Source organism: Pseudomonas sp. Pseusp21, from assembly GCF_059492145.1.
This window is the reverse complement of sequence record NZ_CP168520.1, coordinates 3,034,483-3,048,683: the sequence shown is the minus strand read 5'-3', so window position 1 is coordinate 3,048,683 and position 14,201 is coordinate 3,034,483. Positions and strand designations below refer to the sequence as shown.

16 protein-coding genes are annotated in these 14,201 nt (G+C 60.0%); 8 read left to right on the top strand and 8 right to left on the bottom strand.

The annotated features are described in order from the left end of the window. Positions 1 to 23: 23 nt before the first annotated feature. Positions 24 to 1,934, bottom strand: a complete 1,911-nt coding sequence (gene estP, locus ACEN93_RS13920) for an esterase EstP (RefSeq protein ID WP_039768097.1) — start codon at positions 1,932 to 1,934, stop codon at positions 24 to 26. A 402-nt stretch (positions 1,935 to 2,336) separates the two neighbouring features. On the opposite strand from estP, the gene ACEN93_RS13915 reads away from it, so the two are divergent. The 4 genes from ACEN93_RS13915 (at position 2,337) to ACEN93_RS13900 (ending at position 5,617) form a co-directional block, all read left to right on the top strand. Further along, a complete protein-coding gene (locus ACEN93_RS13915) occupies positions 2,337 to 2,930 on the top strand; it encodes an aminodeoxychorismate/anthranilate synthase component II (protein WP_007956309.1) in 594 nt (197 codons plus the stop codon). Between the two features lie 9 nt (positions 2,931 to 2,939). Continuing rightward, positions 2,940 to 3,989, top strand: a complete 1,050-nt coding sequence (trpD, locus tag ACEN93_RS13910) for an anthranilate phosphoribosyltransferase (protein WP_039768098.1) — start codon at positions 2,940 to 2,942, stop codon at positions 3,987 to 3,989. Continuing rightward, positions 3,986 to 4,822 (top strand): indole-3-glycerol phosphate synthase TrpC, encoded by an 837-nt coding sequence (trpC, locus tag ACEN93_RS13905; RefSeq protein ID WP_039768100.1) that lies wholly within the window; start codon positions 3,986 to 3,988, stop codon positions 4,820 to 4,822. Before trpD ends, trpC begins: the two co-directional genes overlap by 4 nt. 96 nt (positions 4,823 to 4,918) lie before the next feature. Next, a complete protein-coding gene (locus ACEN93_RS13900) occupies positions 4,919 to 5,617 on the top strand; it encodes a lipoate--protein ligase family protein (RefSeq protein WP_039768101.1) in 699 nt (232 codons plus the stop codon). 10 nt (positions 5,618 to 5,627) lie between these two features. Here ACEN93_RS13900 and crp read toward each other — a convergent pair whose 3' ends face one another. After that, the gene (crp, locus tag ACEN93_RS13895; protein ID WP_011336190.1) at positions 5,628 to 6,272 is read right to left on the bottom strand and encodes a cAMP-activated global transcriptional regulator CRP; all 645 of its coding nucleotides are present in this window, start codon (positions 6,270 to 6,272) and stop codon (positions 5,628 to 5,630) included. Between the two features lie 236 nt (positions 6,273 to 6,508). Here crp and ACEN93_RS13890 point away from each other — a divergent pair, with 236 nt between their 5' ends. Both ACEN93_RS13890 and speD read left to right on the top strand, forming a co-directional pair. Further along, positions 6,509 to 6,931, top strand: coding sequence for an OsmC family protein (locus ACEN93_RS13890; RefSeq protein ID WP_016772921.1), 423 nt, complete (start codon positions 6,509 to 6,511; stop codon positions 6,929 to 6,931). A 237-nt stretch (positions 6,932 to 7,168) separates the two neighbouring features. After that, positions 7,169 to 7,963, top strand: a complete 795-nt coding sequence (gene speD / locus ACEN93_RS13885; protein WP_007956315.1) for an adenosylmethionine decarboxylase — start codon at positions 7,169 to 7,171, stop codon at positions 7,961 to 7,963. Between the two features lie 61 nt (positions 7,964 to 8,024). On the opposite strand, the gene coq7 is transcribed toward speD, so the two are convergent. The 6 genes from coq7 to hemJ all read right to left on the bottom strand — a co-directional run bounded on the left by coq7 (position 8,025) and on the right by hemJ (position 12,501). Next, positions 8,025 to 8,672 carry a 2-polyprenyl-3-methyl-6-methoxy-1,4-benzoquinone monooxygenase gene (gene coq7, locus ACEN93_RS13880; RefSeq protein WP_007956317.1) on the bottom strand — a complete coding sequence of 216 codons (648 nt, stop codon included), beginning with the start codon at positions 8,670 to 8,672 and terminating at the stop codon, positions 8,025 to 8,027. Between the two features lie 107 nt (positions 8,673 to 8,779). After that, positions 8,780 to 9,118 (bottom strand): histidine triad nucleotide-binding protein, encoded by a 339-nt coding sequence (locus ACEN93_RS13875; protein WP_007956318.1) that lies wholly within the window; start codon positions 9,116 to 9,118, stop codon positions 8,780 to 8,782. An 81-nt stretch (positions 9,119 to 9,199) separates the two neighbouring features. Further along, a complete protein-coding gene (locus ACEN93_RS13870) occupies positions 9,200 to 9,988 on the bottom strand; it encodes an SDR family NAD(P)-dependent oxidoreductase (protein WP_007956321.1) in 789 nt (262 codons plus the stop codon). Between the two features lie 61 nt (positions 9,989 to 10,049). Beyond that, positions 10,050 to 11,000, bottom strand: a complete 951-nt coding sequence (locus ACEN93_RS13865; RefSeq protein WP_039768105.1) for a DUF805 domain-containing protein — start codon at positions 10,998 to 11,000, stop codon at positions 10,050 to 10,052. A 70-nt stretch (positions 11,001 to 11,070) separates the two neighbouring features. Then, on the bottom strand, positions 11,071 to 12,039 hold the full coding sequence (locus tag ACEN93_RS13860; RefSeq protein WP_039768107.1) for an NAD(P)H-dependent flavin oxidoreductase: 969 nt from the start codon (positions 12,037 to 12,039) through the stop codon (positions 11,071 to 11,073). A 33-nt stretch (positions 12,040 to 12,072) separates the two neighbouring features. Next, entirely contained in the window at positions 12,073 to 12,501 is a 429-nt protein-coding gene (gene hemJ / locus ACEN93_RS13855; protein ID WP_011336184.1) for a protoporphyrinogen oxidase HemJ, read from the bottom strand. A 135-nt stretch (positions 12,502 to 12,636) separates the two neighbouring features. Between hemJ and argC the strand changes: the two genes are divergently transcribed. After that, positions 12,637 to 13,671 carry an N-acetyl-gamma-glutamyl-phosphate reductase gene (gene argC, locus ACEN93_RS13850; RefSeq protein ID WP_074692255.1) on the top strand — a complete coding sequence of 345 codons (1,035 nt, stop codon included), beginning with the start codon at positions 12,637 to 12,639 and terminating at the stop codon, positions 13,669 to 13,671. A gap of 168 nt (positions 13,672 to 13,839) precedes the next feature. Continuing rightward, a complete protein-coding gene (gene erpA / locus ACEN93_RS13845; RefSeq protein ID WP_003228776.1) occupies positions 13,840 to 14,190 on the top strand; it encodes an iron-sulfur cluster insertion protein ErpA in 351 nt (116 codons plus the stop codon). The last annotated feature ends 11 nt before the right edge of the window (positions 14,191 to 14,201 follow it).

The window sequence follows — 14,201 nt, the reverse complement described above, 5'->3', positions numbered from 1 at the left end:
CGCGTTTTTTTATGGCCTGCGAATCAGAAGTCGAGCGCTACGCCGACGTTGATCCCTTGCTGGGTAAAGTCGTCATCCTTGCGGATGTCGTAGCTGGCGCGCAATGCCAGATCCTTGGTGAGGTTGTGGCTCACGCCCAGGTTCAGGCGGTTGAGGTTGGTTTGAGGGGCGTAGCCGGCCAGGGTGTAGCGGTTGTTTGGCAGGCTATTGAGGTTCATCGTCACATGCTGGGTGTCGTCGTTGTACTCGCGTTCGTGGGCCAGTTCGCCGAACACCTGGGTCTGCGAGGTGATCTGGTACTTGCCCTGGATCCCGAGGCCGAGACGGCGGGAAATGCGCGACTGGTCATCGAACGTTAGCGCGGTGGAGTCGGCGCCGTTTTCCGAATAGCCATCGACTTCAACCTTGGCGAAATCGGCGCTGACGAATGGCGACAGGTGCCATGGGCTGCTCGCTTCTGGCGCAATGTCGTAGCCCACGCGTCCGCTGAAGGCCAGAACATAGCCGTCGGTATCGCCTTTCTCGCCGCGTTCGTTGACCCCCAGCTGGAATTTGCGTTTGAGGCTGTCGTAATCCAGATGCCCGGCGGTCACGGCGGCGTCACCCCACCAGCGGTTCTGCTGGTACTGGGCGAATGCGGTGCCCAGATAAGTGTTCAGCTTGTAGTCGGAGTCGTTGTCGCCGGCCTCGAGCTTCTGATTGTAGAAACCGGCCGCCACGCCCACGCGCCAGGCGTCGTTGAGACGGTAGCTGCCGCCGATGTTCAGGTTGTAACCGTTGCCGTCGGCGCTGGCGCCGCTGCGTTGGCTGTCGAAGTCCTGATGCTGGCCGCCACCGGCGACAATCGCCCGCCATTGGCCAACGGCCTGCCAGTTTTCCCAATCTGCCAGCCACTGGTTGCGCAGTTCATCCTGATGCGAGCGCAGGGTGCCTTGGGCCATTTGCGGCAACAGGGTCGCTTCCCATGGTGCGGCCAGCAGCGAGTAGGCGTAATCGGCAATCAGGCGCTGCCCGGCTTCGGTCGGGTGGACGGCGTCGTTGTAGATCAGCTTGGACGGATCCGGGGTGGCGCTGTTGATCCCGTACCGCGCGTTCTCCGTGCAGCTGTTGCCGCTGAAGCAGGTGCCGACCAGATTCTGGTCAGTGGCCAGGCCGAACTGCGCCGGATTGGCAAATGCCTCTTTGAGCAGAACCGGGACGTTCAGCGGGATGACGTTGGCATTGACGCTCTGCAACTGGCTGACCAGTTCGGTGTTGAACTGGGCGCTGAGTTGCGAGGTGAAGGCCTGCAGCGGTGAACCGTTGATGGCCGGAGTCAGGCCGATGTCCGGCAACAGCCAGACCATGATGTAACGGGCGCCGGCGCCTTGCAGTGTGCGTACGCTGTCGACCAGTCGATCGGCAGCGGCATTCGCCTGAGGAAGACTGGTGACGCGGCCCTGGAGGAAATCGTTGCCACCCCCGGTCAGGTAATACAGGGCATTCGGGTCGGCGCGGAAACCGTTCGACGGCAGATAACCGGCGCGGGTGCGTTCGCCGGTGGCGGACTGGCTGGTGATCGAGTCGAGAATCTGGTCGGTACGGTAGCCGCCGACAGCCCAGTTGTTACCGTCCGGCTGGCCTTGGCCGGCACGAACTGCTGAGGACGAGGAGGCGGTCTGGTCCGGGGTGAAGCCGAGACGGCCTCCGAGCAATTGGGTGGAATTGAGTGAGTAGAACTCACCGCTGCCGTCCTGATAGTTCGGGCCCGTGCGGTTGGTGTAGCGTTCGGTGGCGCCGGCCGGGCCGCCGCTGTCGGTGAAAGTCCCCGCATCGCTCAGGCTGTCGCCGAAGACCACGAAATTCGAATAAGGATTGGGTGCGGCGTTCGCCTGGGCGCAGGCCATCGCGAGCAGGCATCCGGCGAGCGGTACAAACAACGTCTGTTTGATCATGAGCAAGTCCGTTTATTTATTGTTGTAGTGAACGAAATGACAGTACCAAAAACTTCCGGCGATTTGCCATCGGTCGTCAACCCTCCCATTGTTTTATCCCCCACGGCCCCGGCCATATTGCACGCTCCGCCCAGCTAAGTTACTGTGCCGAAACGTATGAACGAGACCTTCCCCGTGTTGATCACCAGCAAACTTCTGGATCAAGTCATCAAGGCACACGCCCGCTGGCGTTGGCGCGCCTGAATCTATTCTGCCGGCCCCGCCGGATCTGTATCGCTTTGCCTTCCTTGCCCGTTTGAAATGCCGCTGTGCCGACGCGACCTGCGCGCCTGACCGTGTGCAGCGCCTGGCAAGTCATCCGAAGGCTGTCTTCAAGTCAGAATTCAAGAGGTTCGAAACGCCATGTTGCTGATGATCGACAACTACGACTCCTTTACTTACAACGTTGTGCAATATCTCGGCGAGCTGGGTGCCGAGGTCAAGGTGGTGCGCAACGACGAACTGACCATCGCCGAAATCGAAGCGCTCAACCCTGAGCGGATCGTCGTATCCCCGGGCCCGTGCACGCCGACCGAAGCCGGCATTTCCATCGAAGCCATCAAGCATTTCGCCGGCAAACTGCCGATCCTCGGCGTCTGCCTCGGTCACCAGTCCATCGGCCAGGCTTTTGGCGGCGATGTCGTCCGCGCCCGGCAGGTGATGCACGGTAAGACTAGTCCGGTATTCCACGAGGACAAGGGCGTGTTTGCCGGGCTGAACCGCCCGCTGACCGTCACCCGCTATCATTCCCTGATCGTTAAACACGAAACGTTGCCCGATTGCCTGGAGCTGACGGCGTGGACCCAGCACGATGACGGTTCGGTCGACGAAATCATGGGCCTGCGTCACAAGACCCTGAACATCGAGGGCGTACAGTTCCACCCGGAATCGATCCTCACCGAACAGGGCCATGAACTGTTCGCCAACTTCCTCAAACAAACCGGCGGCACGCGCTAAGGACTTCCCATGAATATCAAGACAGCCCTGAGCCGTATCGTCGATCACCTTGACCTCAGCACCGATGAAATGCGCGACGTGATGCGCGAAATCATGACCGGCCAATGCACTGACGCGCAGATCGGCGCGTTCATGATGGCCATGCGCATGAAGAGCGAGAGCATCGACGAGATCGTCGGCGCCGTGTCGGTGATGCGCGAACTGGCGGACAAGGTCGAACTCAAGACCCTCGACGGCGTGGTCGATGTGGTCGGCACCGGCGGTGACGGGGCGAATATTTTCAACGTGTCGACCGCGTCTTCCTTTGTGGTCGCTGCTGCTGGCTGCACCGTGGCCAAGCACGGTAACCGTGCCGTATCGGGCAAGAGCGGCAGTGCCGACCTGCTGGAAGCCGCCGGCATCTACCTCAACCTGACCCCGGTTCAGGTGGCGCGCTGCATCGATAACGTCGGCATCGGTTTCATGTTTGCCCAGACTCACCACAAAGCCATGAAGTACGCCGCCGGCCCGCGTCGCGATCTCGGTCTGCGCACCCTGTTCAACATGCTCGGCCCGCTTACGAATCCGGCCGGTGTGAAACATCAGGTGGTGGGCGTGTTCACCCCGGCGCTGTGCCGGCCGTTGGCTGAAGTCTTGCAGCGTCTGGGCAGCAAGCACGTGCTGGTGGTGCATTCGAAGGACGGTCTGGACGAGTTCAGTCTGGCGGCGCCGACCTTTGTCGCCGAGCTGAAGGACGATCAGATCACCGAATATTGGGTCGAGCCGGAAGATCTGGGCATGAAGAGCCAGAGCCTGCACGGCCTGTCGGTCGAAGGCCCGGAAGCGTCGCTGGCGCTGATCCGCGATGCACTGGGCAAGCGCAAGACCGAGAACGGCCAGAAGGCTGCCGAAATGATCGTGCTCAATGCCGGTGCGGCGCTGTATGCCGCCGATCTGGCGACAAGTCTGAAAGAGGGCGTGGCACTGGCCCACGACGCTCTGCACACCGGTCTTGCTCGGGAAAAACTCGAGGAGTTGGGTGCCTTTACCGCGGTATTCAAAGTGGAGAATGAGGGATGAGTGTACCGACGGTTCTGGAAAACATTCTGGCCCGCAAGGTTCAGGAAGTCGCCGAGCGTAGCGCTCGTGTGAGCCTGAGCGAGCTGGAAAGTCTGGCCAAGGCGGCCGATGCACCCCGTGGTTTTGCCCAGGCATTGCTGGCGCAGGCCAAGAAGAAACAACCGGCGGTCATCGCCGAAATCAAGAAGGCGTCGCCGAGCAAAGGCGTGATCCGCGAGAACTTCGTTCCCGCCGAGATCGCCAAAAGCTACGAGAAGGGCGGGGCGACCTGCCTGTCGGTGCTGACCGATATCGACTATTTCCAGGGCGCCGATGCCTACCTGCAACAGGCCCGCGCGGCGTGCTCGCTGCCGGTGATCCGCAAGGACTTCATGATCGATCCGTACCAGATCGTTGAAGCCCGTGCCCTGGGCGCCGATTGTGTGTTGTTGATCGTATCCGCGCTGGACGATGTGAAAATGGCCGAACTGGCGTCGGTCGCCAAAGACGTCGGCCTCGACGTGCTGGTGGAAGTGCACGACGGCGATGAGCTGGAGCGCGCGTTGAAAACCCTCGACACGCCGCTGGTCGGGGTCAACAACCGCAACCTGCACACCTTTGACGTGAGCCTGGAAACCACCCTCGACCTGCTGCCGCGCATTCCGCGCGATCGTCTGGTGATCACCGAAAGCGGCATCCTCAACCGTGCCGATGTCGAGTTGATGGAAATCAGCGATGTTTACGCGTTCCTGGTCGGCGAAGCGTTCATGCGCGCCGAAAGTCCGGGCATCGAACTGCAGCGTCTGTTCTTCCCTGAACGCGGCGTTCCGGTGAGTGGTTCGACCCTCGACTGATCGAGTCTTTGCAGGCGCCCGTCCCTTTGTGGGAGCGGGCTTGCCCGCGAAGGCGGCATAAGATTCACCTCAGACTCAACGTCCTATGGAAACCTTATGATCCCCACTTCCCTGACCATCGAAGCCGGCCTGCAAGCCGAACAGGATCTGCTGGCCTCGGTCTGCGCTGGCGATGCCGAATTCGGCTTGTTGTTCTGGCAGCCCAGCGACCGCGCCTTGGTCATGCCGCGCCGTTTGAATCGCCTCTCCGGATTCGATCACGCCTGCGAAGTCTCCGCCGCGGCCGGTTGGCCGGTGTTGCTGCGTGAAACCGGCGGCGAACCGGTTCCGCAATCGGCGTCGACCATCAATATTGCGCTGGTCTACGCACCGCCTCGCAGTGAAGGCGATCTGAACCGCATCGAAACCGGTTACCGGAGGTTGTGTGATCCGATCTGTGAGTTGCTGGATGAGTTGGGCGGCACTTCGTCGTTGGGTGAAATCGACGGTGCGTTCTGCGACGGTCGCTTCAACGTCAATCTCGACGGTCGCAAGATGGTCGGCACCGCTCAGCGCTGGCGCCAGAGTCAGGGTGGTCAGCGTCCGGTGGGATTGGTGCACGGGGCGATGCTGGTGGATGACGAACGTGAGTCGATGGTCGCGGCGGTCAACCGATTCAACGAGGCGTGTGGCCTGGAGCAGCGGGTACGTGCCGCCAGCCACATCGCTCTGCACGAAAAATTCCCGGCGCCCCATGCACTGGCACGCCTCGATGAACTCTTTCGTTTGATGCTGGCGCAGATCTACGCCGGCTGAGCTATAGAACTCAGCGAGTGCCGAAGACCACCATGGTCTTGCCTTTCACATCGACCAGGTTGCGCTCCTCAAGATCCTTGAGCACGCGACCGACCATCTCTCGAGAACAACCGACAATCCGGCCGATTTCCTGACGGGTCACCTTGATCTGCATGCCGTCCGGGTGAGTCATGGCGTCCGGTTGTTTGCACAGCTCCAGCAGGCAGCGAGCGACACGACCGGTGACGTCGAAGAACGCCAGGTCGCCGACCTTGCGTGTGGTGTTGCGCAGGCGTTGTGCGATTTGTCCGCTGAGGACGTAAAGAATGTCCGGATCCTGTTGCGACAACTCGCGGAACTTGGCGTAGCTGATTTCCGCGACTTCGCATTCAACCTTGGCCCGCACCCAGGCGCTGCGCTGCTGTTCCTGGCCGGCTTCTTCGAACAGGCCCAGCTCGCCGAAGAAATCCCCTGCATTCAGGTACGCGATGATCATCTCGCGGCCGTCGTCATCCTCGATCAGGATCGTGACCGAACCGCGGATGATGAAGTACAGCGTGTCGGAGCGATCCCCGGCGCAGATGATGTTGCTCTTGGCCGCGTGACGGCGGCGCTGGCAATGCATCAGCAGCTTGTCGAGGTTCTTGATTTTGGGTGTGGGGGTAATACCAACCATGGTTGTATCCCGAAAAGACTGCACGGTTATATTTGGTTTTTATATGAGGCGCTGAGGCGGTCGCTACACAGTCTGGCGAAGGCGCCAGTGAATTGGCGCCAGCTTACCAGACACTTCGTCGAAATTTCGAGAAATCACCTACGTTAAAGGTGCATTCGTCCTAGGAACCTGCTCGCTGTCCGGGCGGGGCCCTGTGCTAAGCTGGCGACCCTTTTTTCTACAGTGGAGTCTTGGCGATGAAGGCACGCATCCAATGGGCTGGCGAAGCCATGTTCCTCGGCGAATCCGGCAGCGGTCATGTCGTGGTCATGGATGGTCCGCCGGACGCCGGTGGTCGTAATCTGGGTGTCCGCCCCATGGAAATGCTCCTGCTGGGTGTCGGCGGTTGCAGCAATTTCGACGTGGTCAGCATTTTGAAGAAGTCCCGTCAGGCCGTTGAAAGCTGCGAAGCCTTTCTGGATGCCGAACGCGCGACCGAAGATCCGAAAGTGTTCACCAAGATCCACATGCACTTCGTGGTCAAGGGCCGGGGCCTGAAAGAAGCCCAGGTCAAACGCGCCATCGAACTGTCTGCGGAGAAATATTGCTCGGCCTCGATCATGCTCGGCGCGGCTGGCGTAGCGATCACCCACGACTACGAAATCGTTGAACTCGGCTGAGCCGACATTCAACTATCATAAAAGCAGTGCAGACTCTGGCGATCCCCCGCTGACGTCTGCATAATGCGCCACTTTTTTCAGGGCCGTGATCAGTCAATCGACGGGTCATCCGCCTGAACAGATAACCAAAATCGCCATCGCGAAGAGGTGTTAACCGTCCTACGCAGGTGCGTTGTTCGCACTTGACGGGCATGCTTGATCACGCGGCCGTGCCGCATACATAGAGAGTTTTTAACGGTGAAAAGCAAACTCAAGCTCCACGGGTTCAATAACCTGACAAAGACCTTGAGCTTCAACATCTATGACATCTGCTACGCGGAAACCCCGCAAGACCAGCAGGCTTACGTCGAGTACATCAATCAAGAGTACAACGCCGAACGCCTGACGCAGATCCTCACGGAAGTTGTCGAAATCATTGGTGCCAACATTCTGAACATTGCGAGTCAGAACTATGAGCCTCAGGGTGCCAGCGTCACGATTCTGATCTCGGAAGAGCCGGTGACCCCGACCGAAAGCCAGATCGAAGAATCCCCGGGCCCGTTGCCCGAAATCATCCTGGCCCACCTCGACAAGAGCCACATCACGGTGCACACCTACCCGGAAATCCATCCGGACGCCGGTATCGCGACCTTCCGTGTGGACATCGACGTGTCGACCTGTGGTGTCATTTCACCGCTCAAAGCGCTCAACTTCCTCATTCACCAGTTCGATTCGGACATCGTGACCGTGGATTACCGTGTGCGCGGCTTCACCCGTGACGTTGAAGGTAACAAGCACTTCATCGACCACGAGATCAACTCGATCCAGAACTACCTCTCCGAAGACACCCGCGACGCGTATCAGATGACCGACGTGAACGTGTATCAGGAAAACCTGTTCCACACCAAGATGCTGCTGAAGAACTTCGAACTGGACAACTACCTGTTCGGCGACGCCACCAGCAATCTGTCTTCCGAGCAACGTGCTCAGGTGACCGAGCGTGTGAAGCACGAAATGCTGGAAATCTTCTACGCGCGCAATATGCCGAGCTAAGAAATCCAGGCACAAAAAAAGGCGACTGCTTTGCGGCAGTCGCCTTTTTTATGGGCGTTTTTCAGATCCGGTAAGTGCTCTTGGTCATCACTTTGGCCAGCAGGCTCATGCCGAACTTCACCGGCGCCGGAAAGCGGAAACCGCCAGCCTCCAATGCACTTTCCGCATGATGCTCTTCATCAATACGCATCTGCTCCAGAATCGCCCGGGATTTTTCGTCCTCGGCCGGGAGTTGCTCCAGATGCTCGTTCAGATGCTTGCAGACCTGATGCTCGGTCGCCGCGACAAACCCGAGGCTGACCTTGTCGCTGATCAGCCCGGCCACTGCACCGATGCCGAACGACATGCCATAGAACAGCGGATTGAGCACGCTGGTGTGGCTGCCCAGCTGGTGAATGCGCTGTTCGCACCAGACTAGATGATCGATCTCTTCTTCGGCCGCATGCTCCATGGCCTCGCGCACCTGTGGCAGCTTGGCGGTCAGCGCCTGGCCCTGATACAGCGCCTGGGCGCAGACTTCGCCGGTGTGGTTGATGCGCATCAGACCGGCGACGTGGCGGGTGTCTTCATCGCTCATCTGCACATCGGGCTGCACGATCGCCGGCGACGGACGGTACGGCTGGCCGCTGAAGGGCAGCAGGGTACGCATCGCGGCATCGGCTTGCAGCAGAAGACGATCAATGGGCGAGTAGTGACGTTGGGTAGTCATGCTGACCTCCGGGAAGAATCTCGGCGGCCAGTTTAACCGAATCGGCCGGGGAAGGTTTGCGCTGGGTCATGTGGGAGCGGGGCGCTCCCACCGATCGTTGGGTTCAATCAGCCCGGCGGCCAGTTCATCTGGCGTTGACCGAGCACGTGCATGTGAATGTGGTAGACAGTCTGCCCGCCCATTTCATTGCAGTTCATCACCACCCGGAAGCCTTCCTCGCAACCCAGTTCCAGCGCCAGACGCTGGGCGGTGAACAGGATATGCCCGGCCAGTGCCTTGTCGTCTTCGGTCAGGTCATTGAGGGTGCGTACCGGTTTCTTCGGGATCACCAGAAAATGCACCGGTGCCTGTGGGGCGATATCGTGGAACGCCAGAACCTGGTCGTCCTCGTAAATGATCTTCGCCGGGATTTCCCGGTTGATGATCTTGGTGAACAGAGTATCCACAGCTGTTTTCTCCGTTGTTTGGGCTGGCCTGAGTGTACTCATAGGGGGATTAGCCCGCCCAGTGTTTTGCCGTAGGGCTTTTCAGCGCGGGCAGTAAGCCTTGTTGACCATGCCGACAATCGTGCGATTGAGCCAGCGCGAACCGAGCCGTGGCAGAAAGGCGAACCAGCGGTTTCGGCGTCCGGGAATGATGATCGCGCGGTTTTTCTCCAGGGCGCGCACGGTATACAGCGCGACCTCCTCGGGGCTCATCAGCAGTTTGCTGGCGTTGAGTTTGTCGTTGTTCAGTTGCGCGGTGCGAAAGAACGCGGTGCGGGTCGGACCGGGACAGAGCACCGACACCTTGACCGCACACTTCTTCAATTCCACCCGCAGTGCTTCCGAGAAGTGCAGAACATACGCCTTGCTGGCGTAATAGGTGCTCATCCACGGCCCGGGGTTGAAGGCCGCCACCGACGCGACATTGAGAATCTGCCCGCCACCCTGCAACGCCATGCTGTTGCCGATGGCATGGCACAGGCGGGTGAGCGCGAGGATGTTCACTTCGATCAGGTCCTGCTCGGTCATCCAGTCCTGGGCCAGGAACGGGCCGCAAGTACCGATGCCGGCACAGTTGACCAGCAGATCGATCTGCCGGTCGCCTTCTTCAAGCTCCAGCAGAAAGCCGGACAGGCGCAGCGGCTCGCCGAGATCACAGGCGCGGAACAGCACCTCCACGCCGAAGCGTTGGGTCAGTTCAATCGCAATGCTTTCCAGCTGATCACGCTGGCGGGCCACCAGAATCAGGCTGCGGCCACGGCGTGCCAGGGCTTCGGCCATGGCCAGGCCGATGCCGCTGGAGGCGCCGGTGATCAGAGCGTAACGGGTCATGCAAATCTCCATCGCAACAGCGCCGCGCCGTCGACGCAGGTGTCACGGCGGGGAGCGTTGTTCATTCTTTCGCAGAGTCTACAGGGGCGAGAGCAGCTTCGGCTGCATCGTCTGCCGAATTCGCGGCCGGCTCGACTTCGACATCGATTTCATCGGTGGTCACCGAACCGCTCTCATAGCTGCTTTCAAGACTGCTTTCGTATTCCTGCTGGATGGCGGTAATCCCACCCAGCAAGCCGCCCATGAAAAACAGCCCGATAAACACGATCCACAAAGAGCACAGCACTTTGACTGCCGTACTGTTCGGCGGAGGTGGTGGGCCATAGCGGTTGGCGCCGGTATTGCCCGGCACGACCATGATCACCAGCGGGAAGAAGCTGCCCACGAACGGAACAAGGGTCAGCAGCCAGAGCCATCCCGACCAGCCGATATCGTGCAAGCGCTGAATGCTGAACAGGATGCCGACGATCGCGAAGGCCAGGAACAGGAAGAAGGCGAGGAGACCGCCGATGATCAGCCCCGTCGTCGAGTCGGCGCTGACCAGGCCCAGGCCGATCAGCGCGAACACGCTGACGATTGGCAGGGTTACCAGGCTCAACACCATCGACCAAGCCAGGTAACGCAAACGGCCGATCCGGCCCTCGACGCTGAACGGCTTTAGCGGCGCGAACGCCGGCAGGCTTTCACCGACAGCGGCGCGAGGGGGCGCATAAGGCGAGTCAGGCTCCGCGACGGCGGCGCTTTGCTCGTGGACATCCGACAGATTCAGCTCGATGGGCGTTTCCGCTTCGATCCGGGCGTCGATCCCGGTCTTGCCCAGCGCTTGCAGATAGGTCTGCGCATCGCTGTGCGACAGATCACGCTTGAGCGCGACGGTGCGGCCATTGAACAGGCGCTCGATGGCGGCGACATCGCTTTTGAACAGATCGGCCAGGTTCAATTTGGCCGTGGTGATATCGACGCCGGGCTGGAGCGCGCCGTCGAAAACGATCTTGTAACGGGGTTCGCTCATGGCCGAGGCATCCTTGTCGCGAGATAAATTGAGTCTAAGGCCAGTCAGACAGCGACCGGCCAGGTTTCATTCAGCGCGGCCAGCGTTTCGGCAGTTGCGCTGCGTGCTCCAGGGCTTGGCGGTACTCGGCATCGAGACGCGCCACCAGTTGATCCACGCTTGGCAGATCGTCGATTTGCCCCACGCCCTGACCCGCAGACCACACGGTTTTCCAGGCCTTGGCTTCGTCGTTGATCGGCTTGAGCTTGTCGCCGAAATTCACTTCACCCTTGCCTTGCAGGGCTGCCATGTCGAAACCGGCGGCCTCCAGGCTTTGGCGCATGAAGCTGGCCGGAACACCGGACACGGCAGGAGTATGAATGATGTCGGCGGCTTTGGCAGTCAGCAGCATCTGCTTGTAGGCGTCAGGCGCATGACTTTCAGTGGTGCCGATAAATCGCGTGCCGAAGTAGGCCAGATCCGCGCCGAGCAGTTGTGCGGCGAGAATCTCATGCCCATGGTTCAAACATCCTGCAAGCAACAGGGTCTTGTCGAAGAACTCGCGGATCTCGGCGATCAGCGAAAACGGACTCCAGGTCCCGGCGTGCCCACCGGCACCGGCTGCAACAGCGATCAAACCATCGACACCGGCCTCGGCGGCTTTCTCGGCATGGCGGCGGGTCGTCACGTCGTGGAAGACCAGACCGCCGTAACTGTGCACGGCGTCTACTACTTCCTTCACCGCGCCGAGGCTGGTGATGACGATAGGTACCTTGTGCTGGACGCAGATGTCCAGGTCCGCCTCCAGACGTGGATTGCTCTTGTGAACAATCAGATTCACGGCATAAGGCGCCGGGTTCTCCAGTGTCGCCAGGCCTGCTTCGATCTGCTCCAGCCAGGCCTTGAACCCGCTGCTTTCGCGTTGGTTCAGCGCCGGGAAGCTGCCAACCACGCCGTTGCGGCAGCACGCCAGCACCAGTTCAGGATTGGAAATCAGGAACATCGGTGCCGCCACCACAGGCAGGCGCAGACGTTGTTCGAGCAGAGCGGGCAGCGACATCGGAAGTACCCCGGAAAGTTGTATTTGTTGAAGTTAGAACGGCTTGACCACGACCAGAATTACGATAGCCAGCAATAGCAGAACCGGCACTTCATTGAACCAGCGATAAAAGACATGGCTGCGGGTGTTCTCGCCACGGGCAAAACGTTTTACCTGCGCGCCGCACATGTGGTGGTAGCCGATCAACAGCACGACCAGGGTCAGTTTGGCGTGGATCCAGCCACCGCTGCTAAAGATGCTCGGGTTGAGATAGATCAGCCAGCCGCCGAAGATCAGCGCGGCGATCATCGCCGGGCCCATGATGCCGCGATAGAGCTTGCGCTCCATGATGCTGAAGCGTTCCTTGCTGATCGTGTCTTCACTTTGCGCGTGATAAACGAACAGTCGCGGCAGATAGAACAGCCCGGCAAACCAGCACACGATGCTGACGATATGTAGCGCTTTGATCCACAGATAGAGCATTTTTGGTTATTCCCTGATTCACGGTAAGCCGGATAGTAGAGGCTTGAGCGTCCGCACGTCACCTTGACGGTTGTCGCAGGGGCGCGCGGCCCCTATTATCGACGGCTTTCCAGTGGGTTCGTTGAGGGCAGGTTTATGGTCAAGGTCGGTATCGTCGGCGGCACGGGTTACACCGGTGTCGAACTGCTGCGTCTGTTGGCACAGCATCCGCAGGCAGAAGTGGTGGTGATCACTTCCCGATCCGAGGCCGGTCTGGCCGTGGCTGACATGTACCCGAACCTGCGCGGTCACTATGACGGTCTGGCATTCAGCGTACCGGACATCAAGACGCTGGGCGCTTGCGACGTGGTGTTCTTCGCGACTCCGCACGGCGTTGCTCACGCACTGGCCGGCGAATTGCTGGCGGCCGGCACCAAGGTCATCGACCTGTCGGCAGACTTCCGTCTGCAGGACGCCGATGAATGGTCCAAGTGGTACGGCCAGCCGCACGGCGCGCCAGAGCTGCTGGACGAAGCGGTTTACGGCTTGCCGGAAGTCAATCGCGAGCAGATCAAGAAAGCACGCCTGATCGCGGTGCCGGGTTGTTACCCGACCGCGACGCAGCTGGGCTTCCTTCCGTTGCTTGAGGCGGGCATTGCCGACGCTTCGCACCTGATCGCCGACTGCAAGTCCGGTGTCAGCGGTGCCGGTCGTGGTGCTGCCGTAGGCTCGCTGTACTCCGAGACGTCGGAAAGCATGAAGGCCTATGCGGTGAAAGGTCACCGTCATCTGCCGGAAATTCGCCAGGGGCTGCGTCGTGCTGCAGGCAAGGACGTCGGTCTGACTTTTGTGCCGCACCTGACGCCGATGATTCGTGGCATTCACTCCACGCTCTACGCGACTGTGGTGGACCGCTCGGTGGATCTGCAGGCGCTGTTCGAGAAACGTTATGCCAATGAGCCGTTCGTCGACGTGATGCCGGCTGGCAGCCATCCGGAAACCCGCAGCGTGCGTGGCGCCAACGTCTGCCGCATCGCCGTTCACCGTCCGCAGGATGGCGATCTGGTGGTGGTGCTGTCGGTGATCGACAACCTGGTCAAGGGCGCGTCGGGTCAGGCCGTGCAGAACATGAACATCCTGTTCGGTCTGGATGAGCGTTTTGGCCTGTCCCACGCCGGCATGCTGCCGTAACGACTGATCTTGCTTGGTAAAAAGGCCCGTCTAACGGGCCTTTTTGCATTCTGGTCGGTTGATCTGCTTTATTGATATACCGTAACAATAGTTGACCGATTTTCTAGGACAAGCGGATAATGCGCGTCATCACGCATTATGGCGGCGTAACGCCGGGAGATAGTCAGCATGAGCGTCGAATCCTTCACCCCCACGGCTTTGCAATTCACTCAAGGTGCCGCGCACAAGGTGAAGAGCCTGGTCGATGAAGAGGGGAATGATCGCTTGAAGCTGCGCGTATTCGTTACGGGCGGCGGTTGTTCAGGGTTTCAGTACGGCTTCACCTTCGATGAAGATGTGGCCGAGGACGACACCATCGTCGAGCGCGAAGGCGTCAGTCTGGTGGTTGATCCGATGAGCTTCCAATACCTGGCAGGTGCCGAGGTGGATTATCAGGAGGGTCTGGAAGGTTCGCGTTTCGTGATCAAGAACCCGAATGCCACCACCACTTGTGGTTGCGGCTCCTCGTTCTCGATCTGATAGCGCTTCAC